The 16,730-nt window shown below is 58.4% G+C and carries 13 protein-coding genes; 9 read left to right on the forward strand and 4 right to left on the reverse strand.

Annotated features, from left to right (window positions below; all coding sequences use genetic code 11):
• Positions 1-439: 439 nt before the first annotated feature.
• From GC165_18710 to GC165_18750, 9 genes are all read left to right on the forward strand, one after another.
• Positions 440-1,783: a DUF2156 domain-containing protein gene (locus tag GC165_18710; protein MBI1334903.1), complete on the forward strand. Its 1,344-nt coding sequence runs from the start codon at positions 440-442 to the stop codon at positions 1,781-1,783.
• Positions 1,784-1,789: 6 nt separating this feature from the next.
• Entirely contained in the window at positions 1,790-2,131 is a 342-nt protein-coding gene (locus GC165_18715) for a hypothetical protein (protein MBI1334904.1), read from the forward strand.
• Positions 2,131-2,862 (forward strand): hypothetical protein, encoded by a 732-nt coding sequence (locus tag GC165_18720; GenBank protein MBI1334905.1) that lies wholly within the window; start codon positions 2,131-2,133, stop codon positions 2,860-2,862. The genes GC165_18715 and GC165_18720 overlap by 1 nt, the downstream gene beginning before the upstream one ends.
• A 211-nt stretch (positions 2,863-3,073) precedes the next feature.
• Positions 3,074-4,858, forward strand: coding sequence for a hypothetical protein (locus tag GC165_18725; GenBank protein ID MBI1334906.1), 1,785 nt, complete (start codon positions 3,074-3,076; stop codon positions 4,856-4,858).
• A gap of 143 nt (positions 4,859-5,001) precedes the next feature.
• Complete coding sequence (locus GC165_18730; GenBank protein ID MBI1334907.1) at positions 5,002-8,136, forward strand: DUF1553 domain-containing protein; 3,135 nt, start codon at positions 5,002-5,004, stop codon at positions 8,134-8,136.
• 2 nt (positions 8,137-8,138) lie between these two features.
• Positions 8,139-9,632: a DUF1501 domain-containing protein gene (locus GC165_18735; GenBank protein MBI1334908.1), complete on the forward strand. Its 1,494-nt coding sequence runs from the start codon at positions 8,139-8,141 to the stop codon at positions 9,630-9,632.
• 821 nt (positions 9,633-10,453) lie between these two features.
• Positions 10,454-10,942: a hypothetical protein gene (locus tag GC165_18740; GenBank protein MBI1334909.1), complete on the forward strand. Its 489-nt coding sequence runs from the start codon at positions 10,454-10,456 to the stop codon at positions 10,940-10,942.
• A gap of 63 nt (positions 10,943-11,005) precedes the next feature.
• Positions 11,006-11,539: a sigma-70 family RNA polymerase sigma factor gene (locus GC165_18745; protein MBI1334910.1), complete on the forward strand. Its 534-nt coding sequence runs from the start codon at positions 11,006-11,008 to the stop codon at positions 11,537-11,539.
• Entirely contained in the window at positions 11,520-12,725 is a 1,206-nt protein-coding gene (locus tag GC165_18750; protein MBI1334911.1) for a hypothetical protein, read from the forward strand. The genes GC165_18745 and GC165_18750 overlap by 20 nt, the downstream gene beginning before the upstream one ends.
• Positions 12,726-13,132: 407 nt before the next feature.
• On the opposite strand, the gene GC165_18755 is transcribed toward GC165_18750, so the two are convergent.
• From GC165_18755 to GC165_18770, 4 genes are read right to left on the reverse strand one after another with little or no spacing between them, the layout of a single operon-like run.
• The gene (locus GC165_18755; protein ID MBI1334912.1) at positions 13,133-13,792 is read right to left on the reverse strand and encodes a response regulator; all 660 of its coding nucleotides are present in this window, start codon (positions 13,790-13,792) and stop codon (positions 13,133-13,135) included.
• On the reverse strand, positions 13,785-14,927 hold the full coding sequence (locus tag GC165_18760) for a hypothetical protein (protein ID MBI1334913.1): 1,143 nt from the start codon (positions 14,925-14,927) through the stop codon (positions 13,785-13,787). Before GC165_18760 ends, GC165_18755 begins: the two co-directional genes overlap by 8 nt.
• 23 nt (positions 14,928-14,950) lie before the next feature.
• Positions 14,951-15,136: a hypothetical protein gene (locus GC165_18765; GenBank protein ID MBI1334914.1), complete on the reverse strand. Its 186-nt coding sequence runs from the start codon at positions 15,134-15,136 to the stop codon at positions 14,951-14,953.
• Between the two features lie 52 nt (positions 15,137-15,188).
• Positions 15,189-16,685: a DUF1501 domain-containing protein gene (locus GC165_18770; GenBank protein ID MBI1334915.1), complete on the reverse strand. Its 1,497-nt coding sequence runs from the start codon at positions 16,683-16,685 to the stop codon at positions 15,189-15,191.
• Between the last annotated feature and the right edge of the window lie 45 nt (positions 16,686-16,730).

A 16,730-nucleotide genomic window follows, 5' to 3' on the forward strand; every position in this document is an offset into this window, starting at 1 on the left:
GCGAATATTGGTCGTGGGACCAGATGGACGACGACGCGTTCAAAGCGTATGGCTTCTCCATCGAACTCCTCAAGCACCTTCCTCCGACGATGACGTTTCAGCCGCAGGCCGTCCAATGCAAGGTCGCGATGGGTGGCGATTTGACGTTCAGACCCGGGCGAGGTTGGGATAAGTCGGACCTGATGACATTCAACCTACCGGGCGATGCCAGCCCGGCCAAGTCTGGCCAGCTTTCGAGCTTCGTTCAGGGTACGTCGCATCGCGACATGCAACCCCAGCCGATCCAGTTTACCTTTGATAGTCCCAAAGCGGGCACGATGACGATGAAGGTCGTCGAGGTCTCGGGGAGCGTCGGTCGGGTCGAGGTCATGCTTAACGGCAACAAGGTCACAGAGAAGGATTTCGAACCTGGGCAAAAGTCGGGGCAGATTTCGGTTGGATATTCCGCCGGGCACAACGTCCTCATCGTCAACAATGTGGGGTCGGACTGGGTCAATGTGGGCTCGTTCACCTTCACCGGTATCGCCCCGCTGGCCACGGTCGAAGCAGTTCGCAGTGGTCTGATTACGGTAGTCCATGCCACCGCTACAAAGCCCGATGTTCCTATCGACCTCAGCAATCTCGGCAACGAACGGTTCGGCAACGCGCAGATGTTCGATCTCGATACCCTCAAAATGACGCCTGTTCCCAAGACTTTCAGGAATGGAAAGGCGTCCCTGGTGCTTCCCGGCAAGGACGTCATCATCGTTTTTCGACCGTGAAGGAAACCGTCGAGCTCAGAACGCGAGTTCGCGACCTCGTCCTCCGGCACGGCTGGAACGCGACATGCTACCAAACCGTCAATCCGATCTTCGAATACGCTTTTTATGAGGACCTCGACGCATTCGTCGCGTTCGTCCGCGCCCGGGGGGTGCGGGTTGCGGCGGGAGCGCCAGTGTGCCCTCACGAAAACCTGGAGCAGGTGCTCGACCGCTTCGACCAAGAGGAAAAATCGGACGTTTTGTACTTTGGCGCAGGGGCTCGGGTCAAAGACGCCTTGATGGCCCGCAACCGAAAGAGCGTGGTGTCGTTGGGCGCTCAGCCGGTGTGGAGCCCTCAGCACTGGAACACGGCAGTTCTGCGCCGAAAATCGCTTCGCTACCAATTCAACCGAGCCCGCAACAAGGGCGTGCGGGTACGCGAGTGGACGACATCGGAAGCCGAGAATTCGACGGCATTAGAAGGTGTGCTGAAGGAGTGGTTGAACACCCGAGGGCATCCGCCCCTACACTTTCTGGTCGAGCCCGAGACGCTAGGGTTTCTGACGGATCGTCGGACGTTCGTCGCCGAAGTCGACGGCGAACCGGTGGCGTTTCTAAACCTGTGTCCGGTGCCGATGCGCAACGGCTGGCTGACCGAGCAGTTTCCGCGTAAGCGCAATTCGCCCAACGGCACGATCGAGTTGCTCATGCATGAAGCGGCCCAAATTGTCGCCGCCGACGGCGCGGAATATCTGACGATGGGATTGGTTCCGTTTTCGATCTACGGCGCAATCAACGAGAATCCGGCTTGGTTGCGGCAAGTCATGAGCCTGACGCGGATTTTCGGTAAGCCGTTGTACTCGTTTACCGGTCTGAATGAGTTCAAATCGAAGTTCAATCCTGAAGAGTGGGAGCCGGTATACGCGGCGGTCACACGCCGAGGGTTCCGCTATTCCGACCTGATCGCGGTTGCCGAGGCATTCACCCGAGAGCCGTTCGTCAACACCCTCAAGCGTTTGGCGGCCAAGACGTTTGAGCGATAATACGCCATGGGCAAACGTGCCTTTCAAGTTCTTACAATCGTCCGTCTTCGTGCGCCAGAGACGCCCGTGCCCGATACGGACGAGGATGAACGAATTCAGGCGGAGCACATCGCTTACCTGACGGGCTTAAAAGAACAAGGCATCCTTCTGCTGAATGGTCCGGTTCGTCGAGTCGACGATTCTCGGTTTTTGGGAATGAGCATCTACTCGGTTGGCGTCGACGAGGCGCGCGCCTTTGCGCTGGCCGACCCCGGAGTCAAGGCCGGATGGTTTGAAATTGAAGCCGACAAGTGGCTCCTTCCGTGTATTCCGACGATGATGGGCGACCGAGTCGATCTCGAACTCTGATGCTGGAATCTCTGCTTGATCTTTGGTGGTCGTCGCCCGATGTCGTTTACTCGGATGAGTACGTCGTGCGGAGCCAAACGGACGGATATTGCCGAGTGATGCCGCGCAAGTTTTTGGGGGCGATGACCGACGACATCATCGAACGAGAGATCGTGTACCACCGGCATCTCGGGCGTTCCTTCGAATGGACTCAGACGGGCTTCGGCGACGAGAACAAAATCCTCGATCGATTAGAATCTCACGGCTTTGTCATCGGGACGAAGGAGGTTATTTGCCAGATCGACCTTGAGGCGTTCGATTTGTCGGAACGCTCAGAAATCCGAGTCGAACGGGTGCAGGATGAGCAGGGCTTGGCGGATTTTCGGGCTGTGGCGGAGGAGGTTTTTGAGAAGGATTTCGCGTACACAACCGGGGTCCTGCGCGAGTGCTTGGCTAGTGGAAGCCGGAAGCAAATTGGCTTCGTGGGTTACGATGGTGACTATGCCGTAAGCATCGGTCGATTGGACACGCAGGGCGATTCTCTGATCGGCGGGCTCTATACGGGTGGCACTCGCAATGAGTATCGTGGGCGAGGGTTTTACCGAGCGGTGGTTGGTAGGCGAGCGGAATACGCGAGAGAGTTGGGACTGAGGTACCTGTCGGTCGATGCGAGGCCGACGAGTCTGCCGATTCTGCGGCGGCTGGGATTTGAAGAGGTCGTGGAAAGTTGGCCGTGCGAATGGAATCCGTAGGATCCAGACTCAATCTGGTTTGGTGGCTATCCATGCCTTGCCAGGGCAAGGTGGGCATTTTGGATTAATGGCACAAAATGGCACGAATTAGCCCTTGACTTTGCGCTTTCTGGGGACTTATAGTGTGTCAGTTTTATGAACATTTCATAAAACTATTTATCAATTTTCGTATTTGCCAAAAGGGGAGGGAATTTGTGAGGAAATTCAATCCATGTCAATTACTAAGAAGACAATCCGCTCGACTTCCGGGCGATTACCCATTACGGGTTTGTCACTCTCTGCAGGGGTTCTATTACTAGCGGCGGGGCTATTGGCCAAAACGCCGGCGCTATTGGCGAAAAAGCAAGGCATCCCTACGAATCCGCAGGCGACGGCCACGGTTCCACCGGCGACCTTCGCGACTTGGTTCCAATCGGGCTCACCGAGTTTGAACGGCATCGTGAACCCGGCGAACAGCATTACGTTCCCGAATAATCCGGGGCTGGCGAATGTGGACTTCTATCAGTGGTCGTATCAAATGTTCTTGTGGGCGACATCTCCGGCTCCGGCCACTTACGGCGGGGGAGGCGGTCGAGTGTTCAACTCACCGGTTTTCTACGACATTTCGCCGCCCGATGCGATGAACAATCGAACCTTCATTCCGCATACTCCTGGCTTTATCTCGTTCGCCGCTCTCCGTGCGGCGCAGGTCGGATTCCACGGTCTTCCGGTCATCACGAGCAAGAAGGGCACGATCTTTGAGGTCGAGAAGCCGAAGGTGATGCCCAGCGGCCGATTCCTGGTGCGTAACAGCGCGGGTGCGTCGGTCGAGGTCGCGAAAGCGTCGATTGTCCGAGGCAAGGTTCGGTTCACCGATGCGAAGGGCAAGACGATTTCAAACGCGCGGATGATGATTCAGTCCAACGCGCCGCAGAGCCACATTGCCCAGAAGATCACGATCAATAAGAAGATCGTCTTTTTCGACTTCTTTGGGAATGTGATCGACACCGAGGAAGGACAGGCCGATGGCGGCGCGCTGTTGAGCCAAGGCGGACGCCTGATCTACTACATCACAATGTGCAACGACGTGTTCGCTTATATGCGAACCGGCGCGGTGGACGGTGGTATCACTCCGGCCCCGACTCAGTTCCCGACGACACAGGCGGCGCTGGACAAGATCACGGCGTATGCGGCGACCAAGGGTAAGACGTTCCCTGATCCCGAGGCATTGGCGATCGAGTTGAAGAGCTCTTGGATCGAGGCGGACAGTCTGCCGAATGCGAGTCAGTACATCACGATTAAAGCGACGATTCCGACCTATGACAAGTCGAATCCAAAGCATTGGGTGGCGACGGGCAAGACGACGAAGACTTTAGCCTTGATCGGAATGCATGTGGTGGGAAGCGCGAAGGGGCATCCAGAGATGATCTGGTCGACCTTCGAGCACTTTGGGAATACGCCGGATGCGACGTATACCTACAACGCGACCTCGGGCGCGAACCCGCACACGATCACCCAAAACACGGTTGGATCGTGGCTGTTCTGCAAGTCCGGCGCGACCAATCCCTCGGCGAACTTCAACATGGCGATTCAGGGCGCGAGCGGGGCGGACATCGTGGCCTTTGGTGCGGCCAACATTGGTCCGACGAACACGATTCGCTTCAAGCCATGGGGAAGCTCTAATAACCAGAAGCCAAACCCCCTGATTTCGAGCGTAGCGGCGTCGAACACGCAGATTCTGTCGATGAATAACAGTGTGCGAGGTCAGCTCATCTCGGGCGACGTTCGTAAGAACTACTTCTTTATGGGCGCGACGTGGACGGCGGGCGGCGCATCACCGACAGGAGGATTCCCGACCGGCAACGAAGTGGGCACGAGCCAGTTGGCGAACTCGACGATGGAGACCTTCCAGATCACCACGTCTGCGTTCGACTCGACGAACAACTGTTTCTTCTGCCACGGCTCGAACCAGGTGAGCGTGAGCCACGTTTATAACCACTTGAAACCTCTCTTCTAAGCAGACCAAAACTGACCCGGCCGGACTCATTTGTCTGGACCGGGTTCTTCGTTTTTGGACGAATCGAGAACAAAATTGGATTAATTGGGAAGAAAGTACGGGTTCGCGAGAGCATCGAGAAATCACTCGGTTACACTAGGCACATGAACGCAAAGTGGCGCGACCGTTTTGCTTTGGCCACTTCGGTTGGTCTGCTCGCTGCCGGTTTCTTGAGTGCTCAGGCCAGTAAGAAAGTACCGGAAAAGCTTGATTATAATCGCGACGTCCGTCCGATCATCACGAAGTGCTTTACCTGCCACGGTCCGAGTGCGGAAGAGAGCGCCGCTGGCCTTCACCTCGATAACTTTAAGGGCGCCACGAAGAAGCTGGACAGTGGCATGTTTGCGATCGTGCCGGGCCACCCAGAGAAGAGCGAGCTGATCACGCGCATCAACGCCACCGATGATTCGCTGATGCCTCCGGCGGATAGCCACAAGACTCTGTCAAAGGATGAGAAGAAGGTCCTTTACGACTGGATCGCGCAGGGCGCGGAATATAAGGAGCATTGGGCTTTTGTGAAGCCGGTTCGGCCTACTCCGCCGACGGTGAAAGATGCTAAGTGGGTCACCAACGACATCGACCGATTTATTCTCGCCAAGCTTGAAAAGAACAATTTGACGCCGGAGCCACAGGCGGATAAGCGAACCTTGATCCGCCGTGTGACGCTGGATTTGACGGGCTTGCCCGCGACGCCGAAGGAAGTGGACGCTTTCTTGGCCGACAAATCGAAAGGTGCCTATGAGAAGGTTGTTGACCGGTTGCTCAAGTCGCCCCGATACGGCGAGCGCATGGCGATGGACTGGATGGACTATTCGCGCTATGCGGACAGCAACGGCTATCAGGCTGACTTTCAGCGGTTCCAGTCGCGATGGCGAGATTGGGTGATCAACGCCTACAACTCGAATATGCCGTACGACGAGTTTACGGTCGATCAGATTGCGGGCGACTTGTTACCGAACGCGACGACCCAACAGAAGTTGGCGACGGCGTTCAACCGCAACCACCGAATCAACACGGAGGGCGGCGTCATCGCCGAGGAGTGGCGCATCGAGAATGTGATCGACCGCGTGGAGACGACTTCGGCGGTGTGGCTTGGCTTGACCGCGGGTTGCGCGCGATGCCATGACCATAAGTACGACCCGTTGACCCAGAAGGACTTTTACAGCCTGTGCGCGTACTTCAACAACGTGCCCGAGTCGGGAACCGGCGTCGAGCAACCGGTGAACCATCCGCCGCTCTTGAAGGCGGCAACGCCGACGGAAGAGGCGACGCTCTCGACGCTTCGCAAGCAGATTCAGGGGCTGGACAAACAGATGGACGCCCGGCTGACGGCCAATGCGCCGGAAGCGGCGAAGTGGACACCCGAAGCTCCGGTGCCAACGGTTGAGCAGGGCTTGGCGGGACGGTTTGTGTTCACGCCGGAGACGCAGGCGAACTACAAGCTGGAGGGCCAGACGAAGTTCGATTTGGGACGAGCCAGCGGCTCAATCGCGATCGACGATAAGGGGTTTGCGGACCTCGGTAACGTCGGCGACTTCGACAAGGATCAGCCGTTCTCGTATGGCGCTTGGGTGCGAACTGAGACTGGGGAGGGCGCGCCGTTCTCGCGAATGGACGACGGCAACGATTATCGCGGCTGGGACTGCTTCTTGGCGGGTGGAAAGGTGATGGCGCACATCATCAATAAGTGGCCGGAGAACGCGCTGAAGATCGTCAGCAAGCCGATGATGCCCAAGAACGAATGGGTTCACCTCTTCTTTACTTACGATGGATCGCGCAAGCCGAGCGGCTTTAAGCTGTACATGGACGGCAAGCCGGTGGAGACCACGGTTGAGCAGGATTCGCTGAAGGACACGATCCGCACAACGGTCTCGACGAAAATCGGGCGACGAACGACAGGCGAATTCTTCAAAGGTCAGGTCGACGACTTCAATATTTACAACCGCGTTTTGGACGCTTCGGAAGTAGCGAAACTGGCGAGCGCAAGCCCGGTGGCACGATTCGTCTCGATTCCGGCGGACAAGCGAACGGCCGAGCAGAAGCGAGCGATCGAAGAGTATTGGTCGCTCCATCACGACACGACGTACGCGAAGCTGAGCGAGCAGGCGTCAATGGCCTCGACGAAGGAGAAGACGCTCGACGACTCGATTCCCGACGTGATGGTGATGGCGGAGATGCCGAAACCGCGCGATTGCTACGTGCTGATCCGCGGCGAGTACGACAAGCACGGACCGAAGGTTGAGCCAGCTCTGCCCTCCTTCCTTCCTCCGATGCCGAAGGGGTACCCGAACAACCGACTTGGTTTGGCCGAGTGGATCGTTTCGCCGGACAACCCGCTGATGTCGCGGGTGACGGTCAATCGATTCTGGGAGCGATTCTTTGGTCGCGGCCTGGTGGATACGATCGAGGACTTTGGTACCCGGGCAGACTGGCCCACCCATCCTGAACTTTTGGATTACTTGGCGACCGAGTTTATCCGCCTGAAGTGGGACCAAAAGGCGTTCATCAAAGAAATGGTGATGAGTTCGACGTATCGACAGTCGTCGAATATCTCGGTAGCAAAGCTGGCGGCGGACCCCCAGAACAAGCTGTTGTCGCGCGGACCTCGGTTCCGACTTCCGGGTGAAGTGATTCGCGACCAGGCGCTGTTTGCCAGCGGCCTGTTGGTGGAGAAGATCGGCGGACCTCCCGTTCGACCCTACATGCCGGAAGGAATTTGGGACGAGACGAACGTTTACGGCAACCTGCGCAACTACAAACACGACATGGGCGATGGTCTGTACCGACGAAGTTTGTACACGATTTGGAAGCGAACGGCGGCCCCGCCGAACATGCTCCTGTTCGACGTTCCGTCGCGAGAAACCTGCCGGGTTCACCGGGCAAGAACGGACACGCCGTTGCAGGCGCTGACGCTGATGAACGACGAGACGTACGTGGAGGCGGCGCGAGTGCTGGCGGAGCGGATGATCAAGGAAGGCGGCGCGACGCCGGAAGGGCGCATTAAGGTCGGCTTTGAGCGGGTGCTATCGCGAATGCCAACGGATGCCGAGCTGAAGCTGATGGCGGCGAACGTGAAGAAGCGCGTGGCGCACTTCAAGGGCGACTCGGCGGCGGCCACGAAACTGATCGAAACCGGCGCATCGCCGGTGGACAAGACCATCGACCCGAGCGAACTCGCGGCTTACACTTTGACGGCCAGCACCTTGCTGAACCTCGACGAGACACTGAATAAGGATTAGAGATGCACAACGACTACCATCTGCAGGACCGATTCAACCGGCGCACATTTTTGAAGCGAACCGGAGGGGTCGGAATGGCCGCCCTCCTCGGGATGCTCTCGGGCGATAGCTTTGGCGCGTCCATGATTCAGGCGGCTCAGAGCACGGACAAGAACCCTTGGGCGGGTAAGCGATTCGGCGGTCTGCCGCAGTTCCCGCAGTTCAAACCGAAGGCGAACCGCGTCATCTATCTGTTCCAGTCGGGCGCGCCAAGCCAGATGGAGCTTTTCGACCCTAAACCGGGCCTGGCTAAGCGCATGGGCGAGGAGTTGCCGGATAGCATTCGCAACGGCCAGCGGTTGACGGGCATGACGAGCGGGCAGAAATCGTTCCCAGTTGCACCGAGCGTGTATGGCTACCAGGAGCACGGCGAGAGCGGGATGATGCTGAGCGAGATTCTGCCGCACCTCGGCGGGGTTTCGGACGAAATTTGCTTGGTGCGGTCGATGTTTACAGACGCGATCAACCACGATCCGGCGGTGACGTTTATGCAGTCGGGCAGTCAGATTGCGGGGCGACCGAGCATCGGCGCGTGGCTGAGCTACGGCTTGGGCACGATGAACAACAACCTCCCGACGTACGTGGTTTTGACGAGCGTGGGAAGTGGACGAAAGGACGACCAGCCTCTGTACGACCGACTTTGGGGCTCGGGCTTTTTGCCGACTCAGCACCAGGGCGTGAAGTTCCGCAACACGGGCGATCCGGTGCTGTTCCTTTCGGACCCGCACGGAATCGATCCCGAGATGCGGCGCGAAATGCTGGACGAACTGCGCGGCATCAACGAGATGAAGAAGACGGTGGTGGGCGACCCTGAAATCGATACGCGCATCTCGCAGTATGAGCTGGCGTTCCGAATGCAGACGTCGGTGCCGGACCTACTGGATATTTCGAAAGAGCCGTCGAACATCTTGGAGATGTACGGGCCGGAAGTGCGGCGAAAGGGATCGTACGCCTACAACTGCCTTCTGGCGCGGCGTCTGGCCGAGCGTGGGGTTCGGTTTGTGCAGTTGTTCCACATGGGTTGGGACCAGCACTTCAACCTTCCGAAGGCGATCAAGCTGCAGGCGGAGGATATCGATCAGCCGTCGGCGGCGCTGTTGCAAGATTTGAAGCAACGCGGCATGCTGGACGACACGCTGGTCGTGTGGGGCGGCGAGTTCGGACGAACGGTTTACTCGCAGGGCACGCTGAAGCCGGACGACTATGGCCGAGACCACCACCCGCGATGCTTCTCGGTTTGGATGGCAGGCGGCGGCGTGAAGCCGGGTCTGACGTACGGCAAGACGGACGATTATTCGTACAACATCGTGGAGAATCCCGTGAGCGTGCACGACCTTCATGCGACGATGCTTCATTTGCTGGGCATCGACCATGAGCAGTTGACGTATCGGTATCAGGGGCGAGATTTCCGGTTGACGGACGTCTTTGGTACGGTTGTCGACGATCTGTTGAAGTAAGGCTTTCGAGGGTTGGCGGGCCGATACGATGTCGGATCTTAGTGGATTTTCCCCTCCCGACTCCTGAGACAAGTCAGGAGCCACCCTCCCCAAATTTCCTTCGGAGAATTTGGAGAAGGACTTTGGGTCGTCCCGATCCTCGAGACTCCTTGGACTTTTTCTGTTGCGGTTCTGTACCCCGGGGTCTTGGACCCCGATGGGGTCCTTTTCGAATGTGGCATTTTGGATTTGAATGCAATTGAGTGTTGGCGATGGTGTTTTGTTACCCCTCCATCCCTGCACCCTTCCTCCCCAGGAAGGAAGGGATTTTGGCGGTCGACGATCTGTTGAAGTAAGGGTTTTGGGGCGTACTCCGTGTACTGTCGGGCATCGATATTGCGCATCCTCCCCACCGTTTCGCTTCGCTTAACGACTCCCCCCAGGGAGTAGCGTGGCTATTTGGCTTGATCAAATTGCTTCCACAACTCGCTTCAGCAAAGCAGGCTTCGCCCGGGTCGTCCCGATGCTCGGGGCTCCTCGGACTTTTTCATTTTTCGCTTCTGACCCAGCCCTTCGAGCCGATTCTCGGCTCTTTGGACTGGGCTAAGTAATAACGGGCTTACAGCCCTACGTTTCACCCAATTTGAATAGTCTCGTCGGGGAGAAAGTCGAGGAGCTTGTCACGAGGTAAGGGCGCGGATTCTTCCCCAGATTCTAGGGTTGATGGGTAGCGCCTTGGGCGGCAATATTCATCATTGGGGATTAGGTTGGAGCCTGCAATTTCTTGCTTCGCGGTGTCTTTAGCGGCGCCGTAGTTCGTCCGTACAGTTATGATTCGCTCTATGGCGACATTGGCGTTTGTTCGGACAAGTCTTCGACCGCACTTTGTTTGGCTCGTCCTGGTTTTTCGGAATCTTGCAGTTTCGGCCTGTTGCCTCATAGTTTTGGCTGGTTGTGGATCCAGCAAGGGACGTTCGGTTGTTGGAACCTGGGTGCAGTCTTTTCAAGGCGATACGCATGGCCAAGATGAACTTCAGTTTCTAGCTGACGGCAAGTATCATCGGACATCGGAAAGTTGGGTTGATTCCAAGAACTTCCACATGACCGATTTGGAGGATGGAACCTATACTTTCGTCGGTAATCGACTGGCCATGAATCTAGTCTCTGGCAACCATACGGTTCTCAATCCGGACGGAAGCACCAAGCGTACGATTGCTCGAAAACCTCAAACGGATCAATTCACTCTTGATTTCGTTGGAGATGATCATTTTATGATGAAAATGAATCCTAGTCAGGGCTTGCCGCCAGTGAGTTATGATCGAAAAAAGTGAAAAAGTCTGAACCTGGTTCCTGATTGAAGGTTACAGAGAGATGACCAACGATAGGAAGCGGTTTTGGACGATCTTACTCTTGCCCAACGGATTCATGAGCGCGACGCGGAGGCATTGGACCTCTTGGTTGAGCGGCATCACTCGGCGTTGTTTCGGTTTTTGGGTCAGTTGACTCGGGATCACGACGACGCAGAGGACCTGACTCAGCAGAGCTTGATGCGGGCGATTGTCGGCGCGCATCGCTTTGATGGACGGGCCAGCTTTCGGGCGTGGCTTTTGGGCATCGCCTTTCATGAATTCACGCGGTTTCGACGTCGCCGAGTGTGGCTGCCGATGCTGGCAGAGTTTGCGTCGCGGTCTCGAGCGATCGAGGCGGTCGATGAGGCCGAGGCGCTGCGAACGGCTTTAGCGAAGTTGAAGCCGGAGTCGCGGGCGATCTTTCTGATGCACCACGTGGAGGAGCTTTCGGTGCGGGAAATATCGATGACTTTGCGGGTGGCGGAAGGCACGGTGAAGAGCCGACTGCACGCGGCGCGGGAGCAACTGCGGACCTATCTTGGCGAAGGAGAACGAACTTATGTCCCCGAAACTTGTTGACTTGGATTCTGCCGTCGAGACGCTTCGGCGCGACGGCTCGGACGATGCGATGCGGCTGGCGGCGCGAGAGCGGCTGAACCATCCGACGCGGAATGCATTGCCTCGCTACGGCGCGGTTGGGTTGGTAGCGGGCATCGTGCTGGTGGTGGCATATCCTCGCTTGACGGCGGGTTCGGCGTGGGCGCAGGCCGTGGAGTCTTCCACCGGCGCAAGAATCATTCATGTCGTGGATCGAGACCCTAAAGGACGGGTCTTTATGGACGAGTGGCAACAGGGGAACAAAGTCGCGCGGACTCTGTACGGCACTGACGGGAAGCTTTTTAGCGAATGGCGGACGGATGGGCACGCCCTCTACAACTTTTTCGACTTCCGGTCGGACCACAACGGCAATCCGAACAGCCGCGTTTATGGCCACATTTCGCATTACGACGACCCCAACAGGATGCCGAAGACGAGCCTCGGTAGCCGACTGGAGGACCTGTTGGCCCTGCGGAATGGCAAGGTGATGAGCCAGAAGCCCGCGACTACTAAGCTGGGCGAGGGGACCTTATATGAGGTGAAGGAGACCTACCCGGGGTCGATTACCTCGACGTACTTTGTGACGGTGGACAAGAAGTCTGGTCTGGTGGTGGAAATGTCGGGCGGTGTCGGAAAGACGGTTGCGAGTTACGACTATCCGGATACGGTGGACGAATCGATTTTTGAGCCTCGACCCCAGACGAAGACCGACCTGGAGGTTTACGATATTCAGCTTCAGTCGAAGCAGATCCAAGAGACCATGGCGCGAGGGCTCGGCAAATCGAAGGGCGTGACCTTGCGACTGGCTGTGCTCGATCCCGGAGGGAATTTGTGGGTGCTGTGGACCGGATCGCCCGTGTCGGGGCGGATTGAGCGGGGCTTTTCCATCGCGGGAGCGAAGGTTGGATGGCCGTACGGGCTGAGCAAGTTTACGACCAAGGCGGACGCTTCGAGCCGGGAGATGGTCGACGGTCAGCAGTTATTTGGGATGTCTCGGAGCGTGCAGACGAAGATCGGGGATCGGGTGGATTTGCGGGTGCCAGCGAAGTCGGGTTATGCGGAGTTTCATGATGTGCCGGTGATGCGGATTGGACGGCCGTCTTCCTATCGTCCGTGGGCGAGGAAGCCGGAGAAGGCGGCGGTGATTCGGTATAAGTTTGGAGGGTAGGGCGCTTGATCGGCCATTGTTGTGATTAAGTTGTGGCGACAGTTGCCTTCCTTCGGGCGAGCCTTCGGCAGGGCTTCGCCCGGGGTCGTCCCGATCCTCGGGACTCCTCGGACTTTTTCTATTTTCGCTTCTAACCCAGCCCTTCGAGCCGATTCTCGGCTCTTCGGACTGGGCTTAGTTGAAACGGGCTTACAGCCCTACGTTCCTGGAAATCTGAATTAATTTCGTTACAGCGAAGGCCGAGGGCATGGTAGGGGCGTAGCGCGGTTAGTTGTTTTAGCGGATTGGCCCTCACCCGTCTCCCGACACAGGTCGGGAGACACCCTCTCCCAAATCATAGAATTGGGAGAGGGAATTTGGGTGCAGAATTAGCCTTAAGAAGGGATCAACGCCAAGCTTGTTGAAGGTTATTCGTCGCCGATGCCGTGTTTTTGGGCGAGGAGGGCGGCTTCGGTTCGGTCGTTGACGTGGAGCTTTTTGAGCACAGCGCCAACGTGGGTCTTGACGGTTTTTTCGGAGACGAAGAGTTGGTCGGCGATTTCGCGGTTCTTGAGGCCCTTGCCGAGCATTTCGAGGACTTCCATTTCGCGGCGGCTGAGTTCGGCGAAGAGTTCTTTTCGCTCCTTTGCACGCTCGCCGAGGCGGGAGAATTCCTTGAGGACCCGGGCGACGAGGAACGGGTTGAGGTGGCTTTCGCCGTCGTTGGCTTCGCGGATCGCCTGCTTGATTTCTTCGATGGGGCTGTCCTTGAGGACGTAGCCGCTGGCCCCGGCACGGATGGCGCGAAAGAGGCTGTCATCGTCGCCAAACTTGGTGAGGATCACGACCGCGAGGTCGGGATGGTTTTCCTTGATGGTACGGGTGGCCTCGATGCCGTCCATCTTGGGCATTTCGATGTCGGTGAGGACGACGTCAGGGCGGGCGGAGTCGATTTCGGCGAGAGCCATCGCGCCGTTGGGTACATGGGCGACGACGGTGAACTCCTGGTCGAAGCTAAGAAGCTCGACGAGGGTGCGGCGGAGAAGACTGTCGTCTTCGGCGATGAGGAGTCGGATGGGCTTATTCACGGGCTTGGGCTCCGGCAGGGACGTCGTAGGGGAGGCGGCAGAGGATGCAAGCGCCTTGTCCGGGTTCGGATTGGATGGAGAGATCGCCGCCGAGTCGTTGGGCGCGGGACTTCATGCCGTCGAGACCTTCGGACTGGATGGTGGGATCGAACCCGACGCCGTTGTCGCGGATGGTGAGTTCGAGTTCGGTGGGTTGGTAGGCGAGGGTGACGGTGACTTCGGTGGCGCGGGCGTGGCGAACGGCGTTGGTGAGGGCTTCTTGGGCGATGCGGAAGGCGGTGTGCTCGACCTCGACGGGGAGAATCTTTTCTTGGCCGACGACGTCGATGGTGCCGGTGAGTTCGTGGCGGCTGGTGACGTTATGGACGAAATTTTGGAGGGCGGGGATGAAGCCGCCTTGGAGGGTTTGGCCGCGCATGCGTTTGACGAGGAAGCGAAGTTCGTCGGCGGCGAGGCGGGCGGTTTCGCGCCCTTCGGAAGCAATGGACTTGGCCCGCTCGGGGTTTTGGACTGCGATCATCTCGGCTAGTTCGAGCTGCTTGGAGAGGGTCATGAGGTGGGCTTGGACGCCATCGTGAATCTCCATCGCCATGTGCTTGCGGTCGCGGTCGAGGCTCATTTGTTCACGGAATTTGGCGGAGGCGAGGGCGAGCTGGGTGAAGAGCGACGCCACGACGAAAATAAAGTAGTAGCGAAAGGCGGTGTTGAAGGGCTCCTCGGTCGCGAGTCCGTGGGTGGCGAGGGCCGCGCCAACCAACACCATCGCGGCGACGCCAATCGACCAGCGGACGTTGAGGGTTCCGGCGGCTTGGGCGAGCGGAAAGAGGTAGAGGAGCCCGATGTTGCTGAGTGGGTCGCGGTTGCCGAGCCAGATGAGGGCGCTGACGATGGCGACGTCGATAGGCGGGAAGACGTACTCCCACTCGAGCTTGGGCGGATTGCGGAAGGCCAGCCACGAACGGTAGGCGAGGTAGGCGATGACGGCGACGAGGAAGGTTTGGATGTTGCGAAACGCAGCGACGGGAATCTTGTCGTGGGTGGACGGCACCATGAACCACATCGCGAGAAATGGGATGCAGACCCACAGGTGGGCGACGAAAATGATGTGCCGGATTCGTTTGGCACGGGCGTCCACGATTGAAGGATAGCACAAGGTCCTCAGGAATCATTTCGGCGGGAGTAGACGCTGTCGGCAAAGAGCAGGGCAATGGCGAGGGTGCCCCAGGGCAGGGTGGCGACAAGAAAGGACTTGAGGCTGACGGCGGCGGTAGCGAGGTTGAAGGCGATATTCATGACTTCACGTTCCTTGTGGTCATGATCGCGCGGAACCGGGGTTTGGACCATCGGGCGATGGTCTCTTTCGGACGGGCGGGAGGTCTGAGTTTTTTGGGACCTGCTAAGCCTTCATGAGTGCTTGGACGACGTGGCCGTGGACGTCAGTGAGGCGGAAATCGCGGCCCTGGTAGGCGAAGGTGAGTTGTTTGTGATCGACGCCGAGGAGCCAGAGGAGGGTGGCTTGGAGGTCGTGGACGTGGACAGCACCCTCGGTAAAGGTCATCTTGGTCGGGTTCATCGGGTTGCCGTCGGCGTCGGCGATATTGTAGCCGTAGTCGTCGGTGCGGCCATAGGTGGTTCCGGCGTTGACGCCGCCGCCCGCCATGAAGACGGTGAAGCATCGGGGGTGGTGGTCGCGGCCGAAGGACTTGAGTTCGAGAGAGCCTTGGGAGTAGCTGGTGCGACCGAATTCGCCGCCCCAGACGATGAGAGTGTCTTCCAGCATGCCGAGGCGCTTGAGGTCCTTGATGAGGGCAGCCGTGGGCTGGTCGGTTTCGTGGCACTGGTCCTTCATGCCGGCGTAGAGGCCGCCGTGGTGGTCCCAGCCTTGGTGGTAAAGCTGGATGAAGCGGACGCCCTTTTGGGCGAGGCGACGGGCGAGGAGGCAGTTGGCGGCGAAGGTGCCGGGCTTGCGGGCATCGGGTCCATAGAGATCGAAGACTTCGTCGGGTTCTTTGCTCAGGTCAGTGACGTCGGGCACGCTCGTCTGCATGCGAAAGGCCATCTCGTATTGGGCGATTCGGCTTTCGATCTCGGGGTCGAGTTCGCGGTCGAATTGGGCTTTGTTGAGTTCGCTGAGGCGGTCGAGCATGGCGCGGCGGCCGGAGTTGCAGATGCCGTCCGGGTTGGAGAGGTAGAGGACGGGTTCTTTGCCCGCGCGGAGGCGGACGCCTTGGTAGCGGGAGTCGAGGAATCCGCTTCCCCAGAGGCGGGCGTAGAGCGGTTGGCCGCCTTGGCCGACGCTGGCCATGACGATGAAGGTCGGCAGGTCTTGATTCATGGAGCCGAGGCCGTAGGAAATCCATGCGCCCATCGAAGGGCGACCGGCTTGCTCACTTCCGGTCTGGAAGAAGGTGATGGCGGGGTCGTGGTTGATGGCTTCGGTGAAGACGGATTTGACGAAACAACAGTCGTCGGCGACTTCGGCGATGTTGGGCATCAGTTCGCTGAGCCAGGCTCCGCCTTGGCCGTGTTGAGCGAATTTGAAGGGCGATCCGGCGAGGGGGATGACGCTTTGGTTGGAGCTCATGCCGGTGAGGCGCTGGCCGTGGCGAACGCTGTCCGGGAGAGGCTGGCCGTGGAGTTTGTTGAGGAGCGGCTTGTAGTCGAAAAGGTCTTGCTGGGCGGGTCCGCCGGCCTGGAAAAGGTAGATGATGCGCTTGGCTTTGGGCGGGTGGTGGTATTTGAGGGTGCCTTGCTTGGGGTCGGCGAATGCCCAGGCGGGTAGGAGGGACGAGAGGGCGAGCGCGCCGAGGCCCTTGGCGGTGTTGCCGAAGAATTCGCGGCGAGTGAGGCCGAGAAGCCGACTGTCGGGGTGTTCGGGATCGAATGAATTCATGATTCAGCTCGCCTTGTGGCTCCCATGCTCAGTTTGTCCTATTCG

This window comes from Armatimonadota bacterium, assembly GCA_016125185.1.
Taxonomy (GTDB): Bacteria; Armatimonadota; Fimbriimonadia; order Fimbriimonadales; family Fimbriimonadaceae; genus Fimbriimonas.

What these genes read in the sequence shown, in the direction of transcription:
- GC165_18720 (MBI1334905.1), top strand. Translation starts at nt 2,131, where the DNA reads ATGCTGGAATCTCTGCTTGATCTTTGGTGGTCGTCGCCCGATGTCGTT.
- GC165_18730 (MBI1334907.1), top strand. Translation starts at nt 5,002, where the DNA reads ATGAACGCAAAGTGGCGCGACCGTTTTGCTTTGGCCACTTCGGTTGGT.
- GC165_18725 (MBI1334906.1), top strand. Translation starts at nt 3,074, where the DNA reads ATGTCAATTACTAAGAAGACAATCCGCTCGACTTCCGGGCGATTACCC.
- GC165_18770 (MBI1334915.1), bottom strand. Translation starts at nt 16,685, where the DNA reads ATGAATTCATTCGATCCCGAACACCCCGACAGTCGGCTTCTCGGCCTC.
- GC165_18765 (MBI1334914.1), bottom strand. Translation starts at nt 15,136, where the DNA reads ATGGTCCAAACCCCGGTTCCGCGCGATCATGACCACAAGGAACGTGAA.
- GC165_18740 (MBI1334909.1), top strand. Translation starts at nt 10,454, where the DNA reads ATGGCGACATTGGCGTTTGTTCGGACAAGTCTTCGACCGCACTTTGTT.
- GC165_18750 (MBI1334911.1), top strand. Translation starts at nt 11,520, where the DNA reads ATGTCCCCGAAACTTGTTGACTTGGATTCTGCCGTCGAGACGCTTCGG.
- GC165_18735 (MBI1334908.1), top strand. Translation starts at nt 8,139, where the DNA reads ATGCACAACGACTACCATCTGCAGGACCGATTCAACCGGCGCACATTT.
- GC165_18715 (MBI1334904.1), top strand. Translation starts at nt 1,790, where the DNA reads ATGGGCAAACGTGCCTTTCAAGTTCTTACAATCGTCCGTCTTCGTGCG.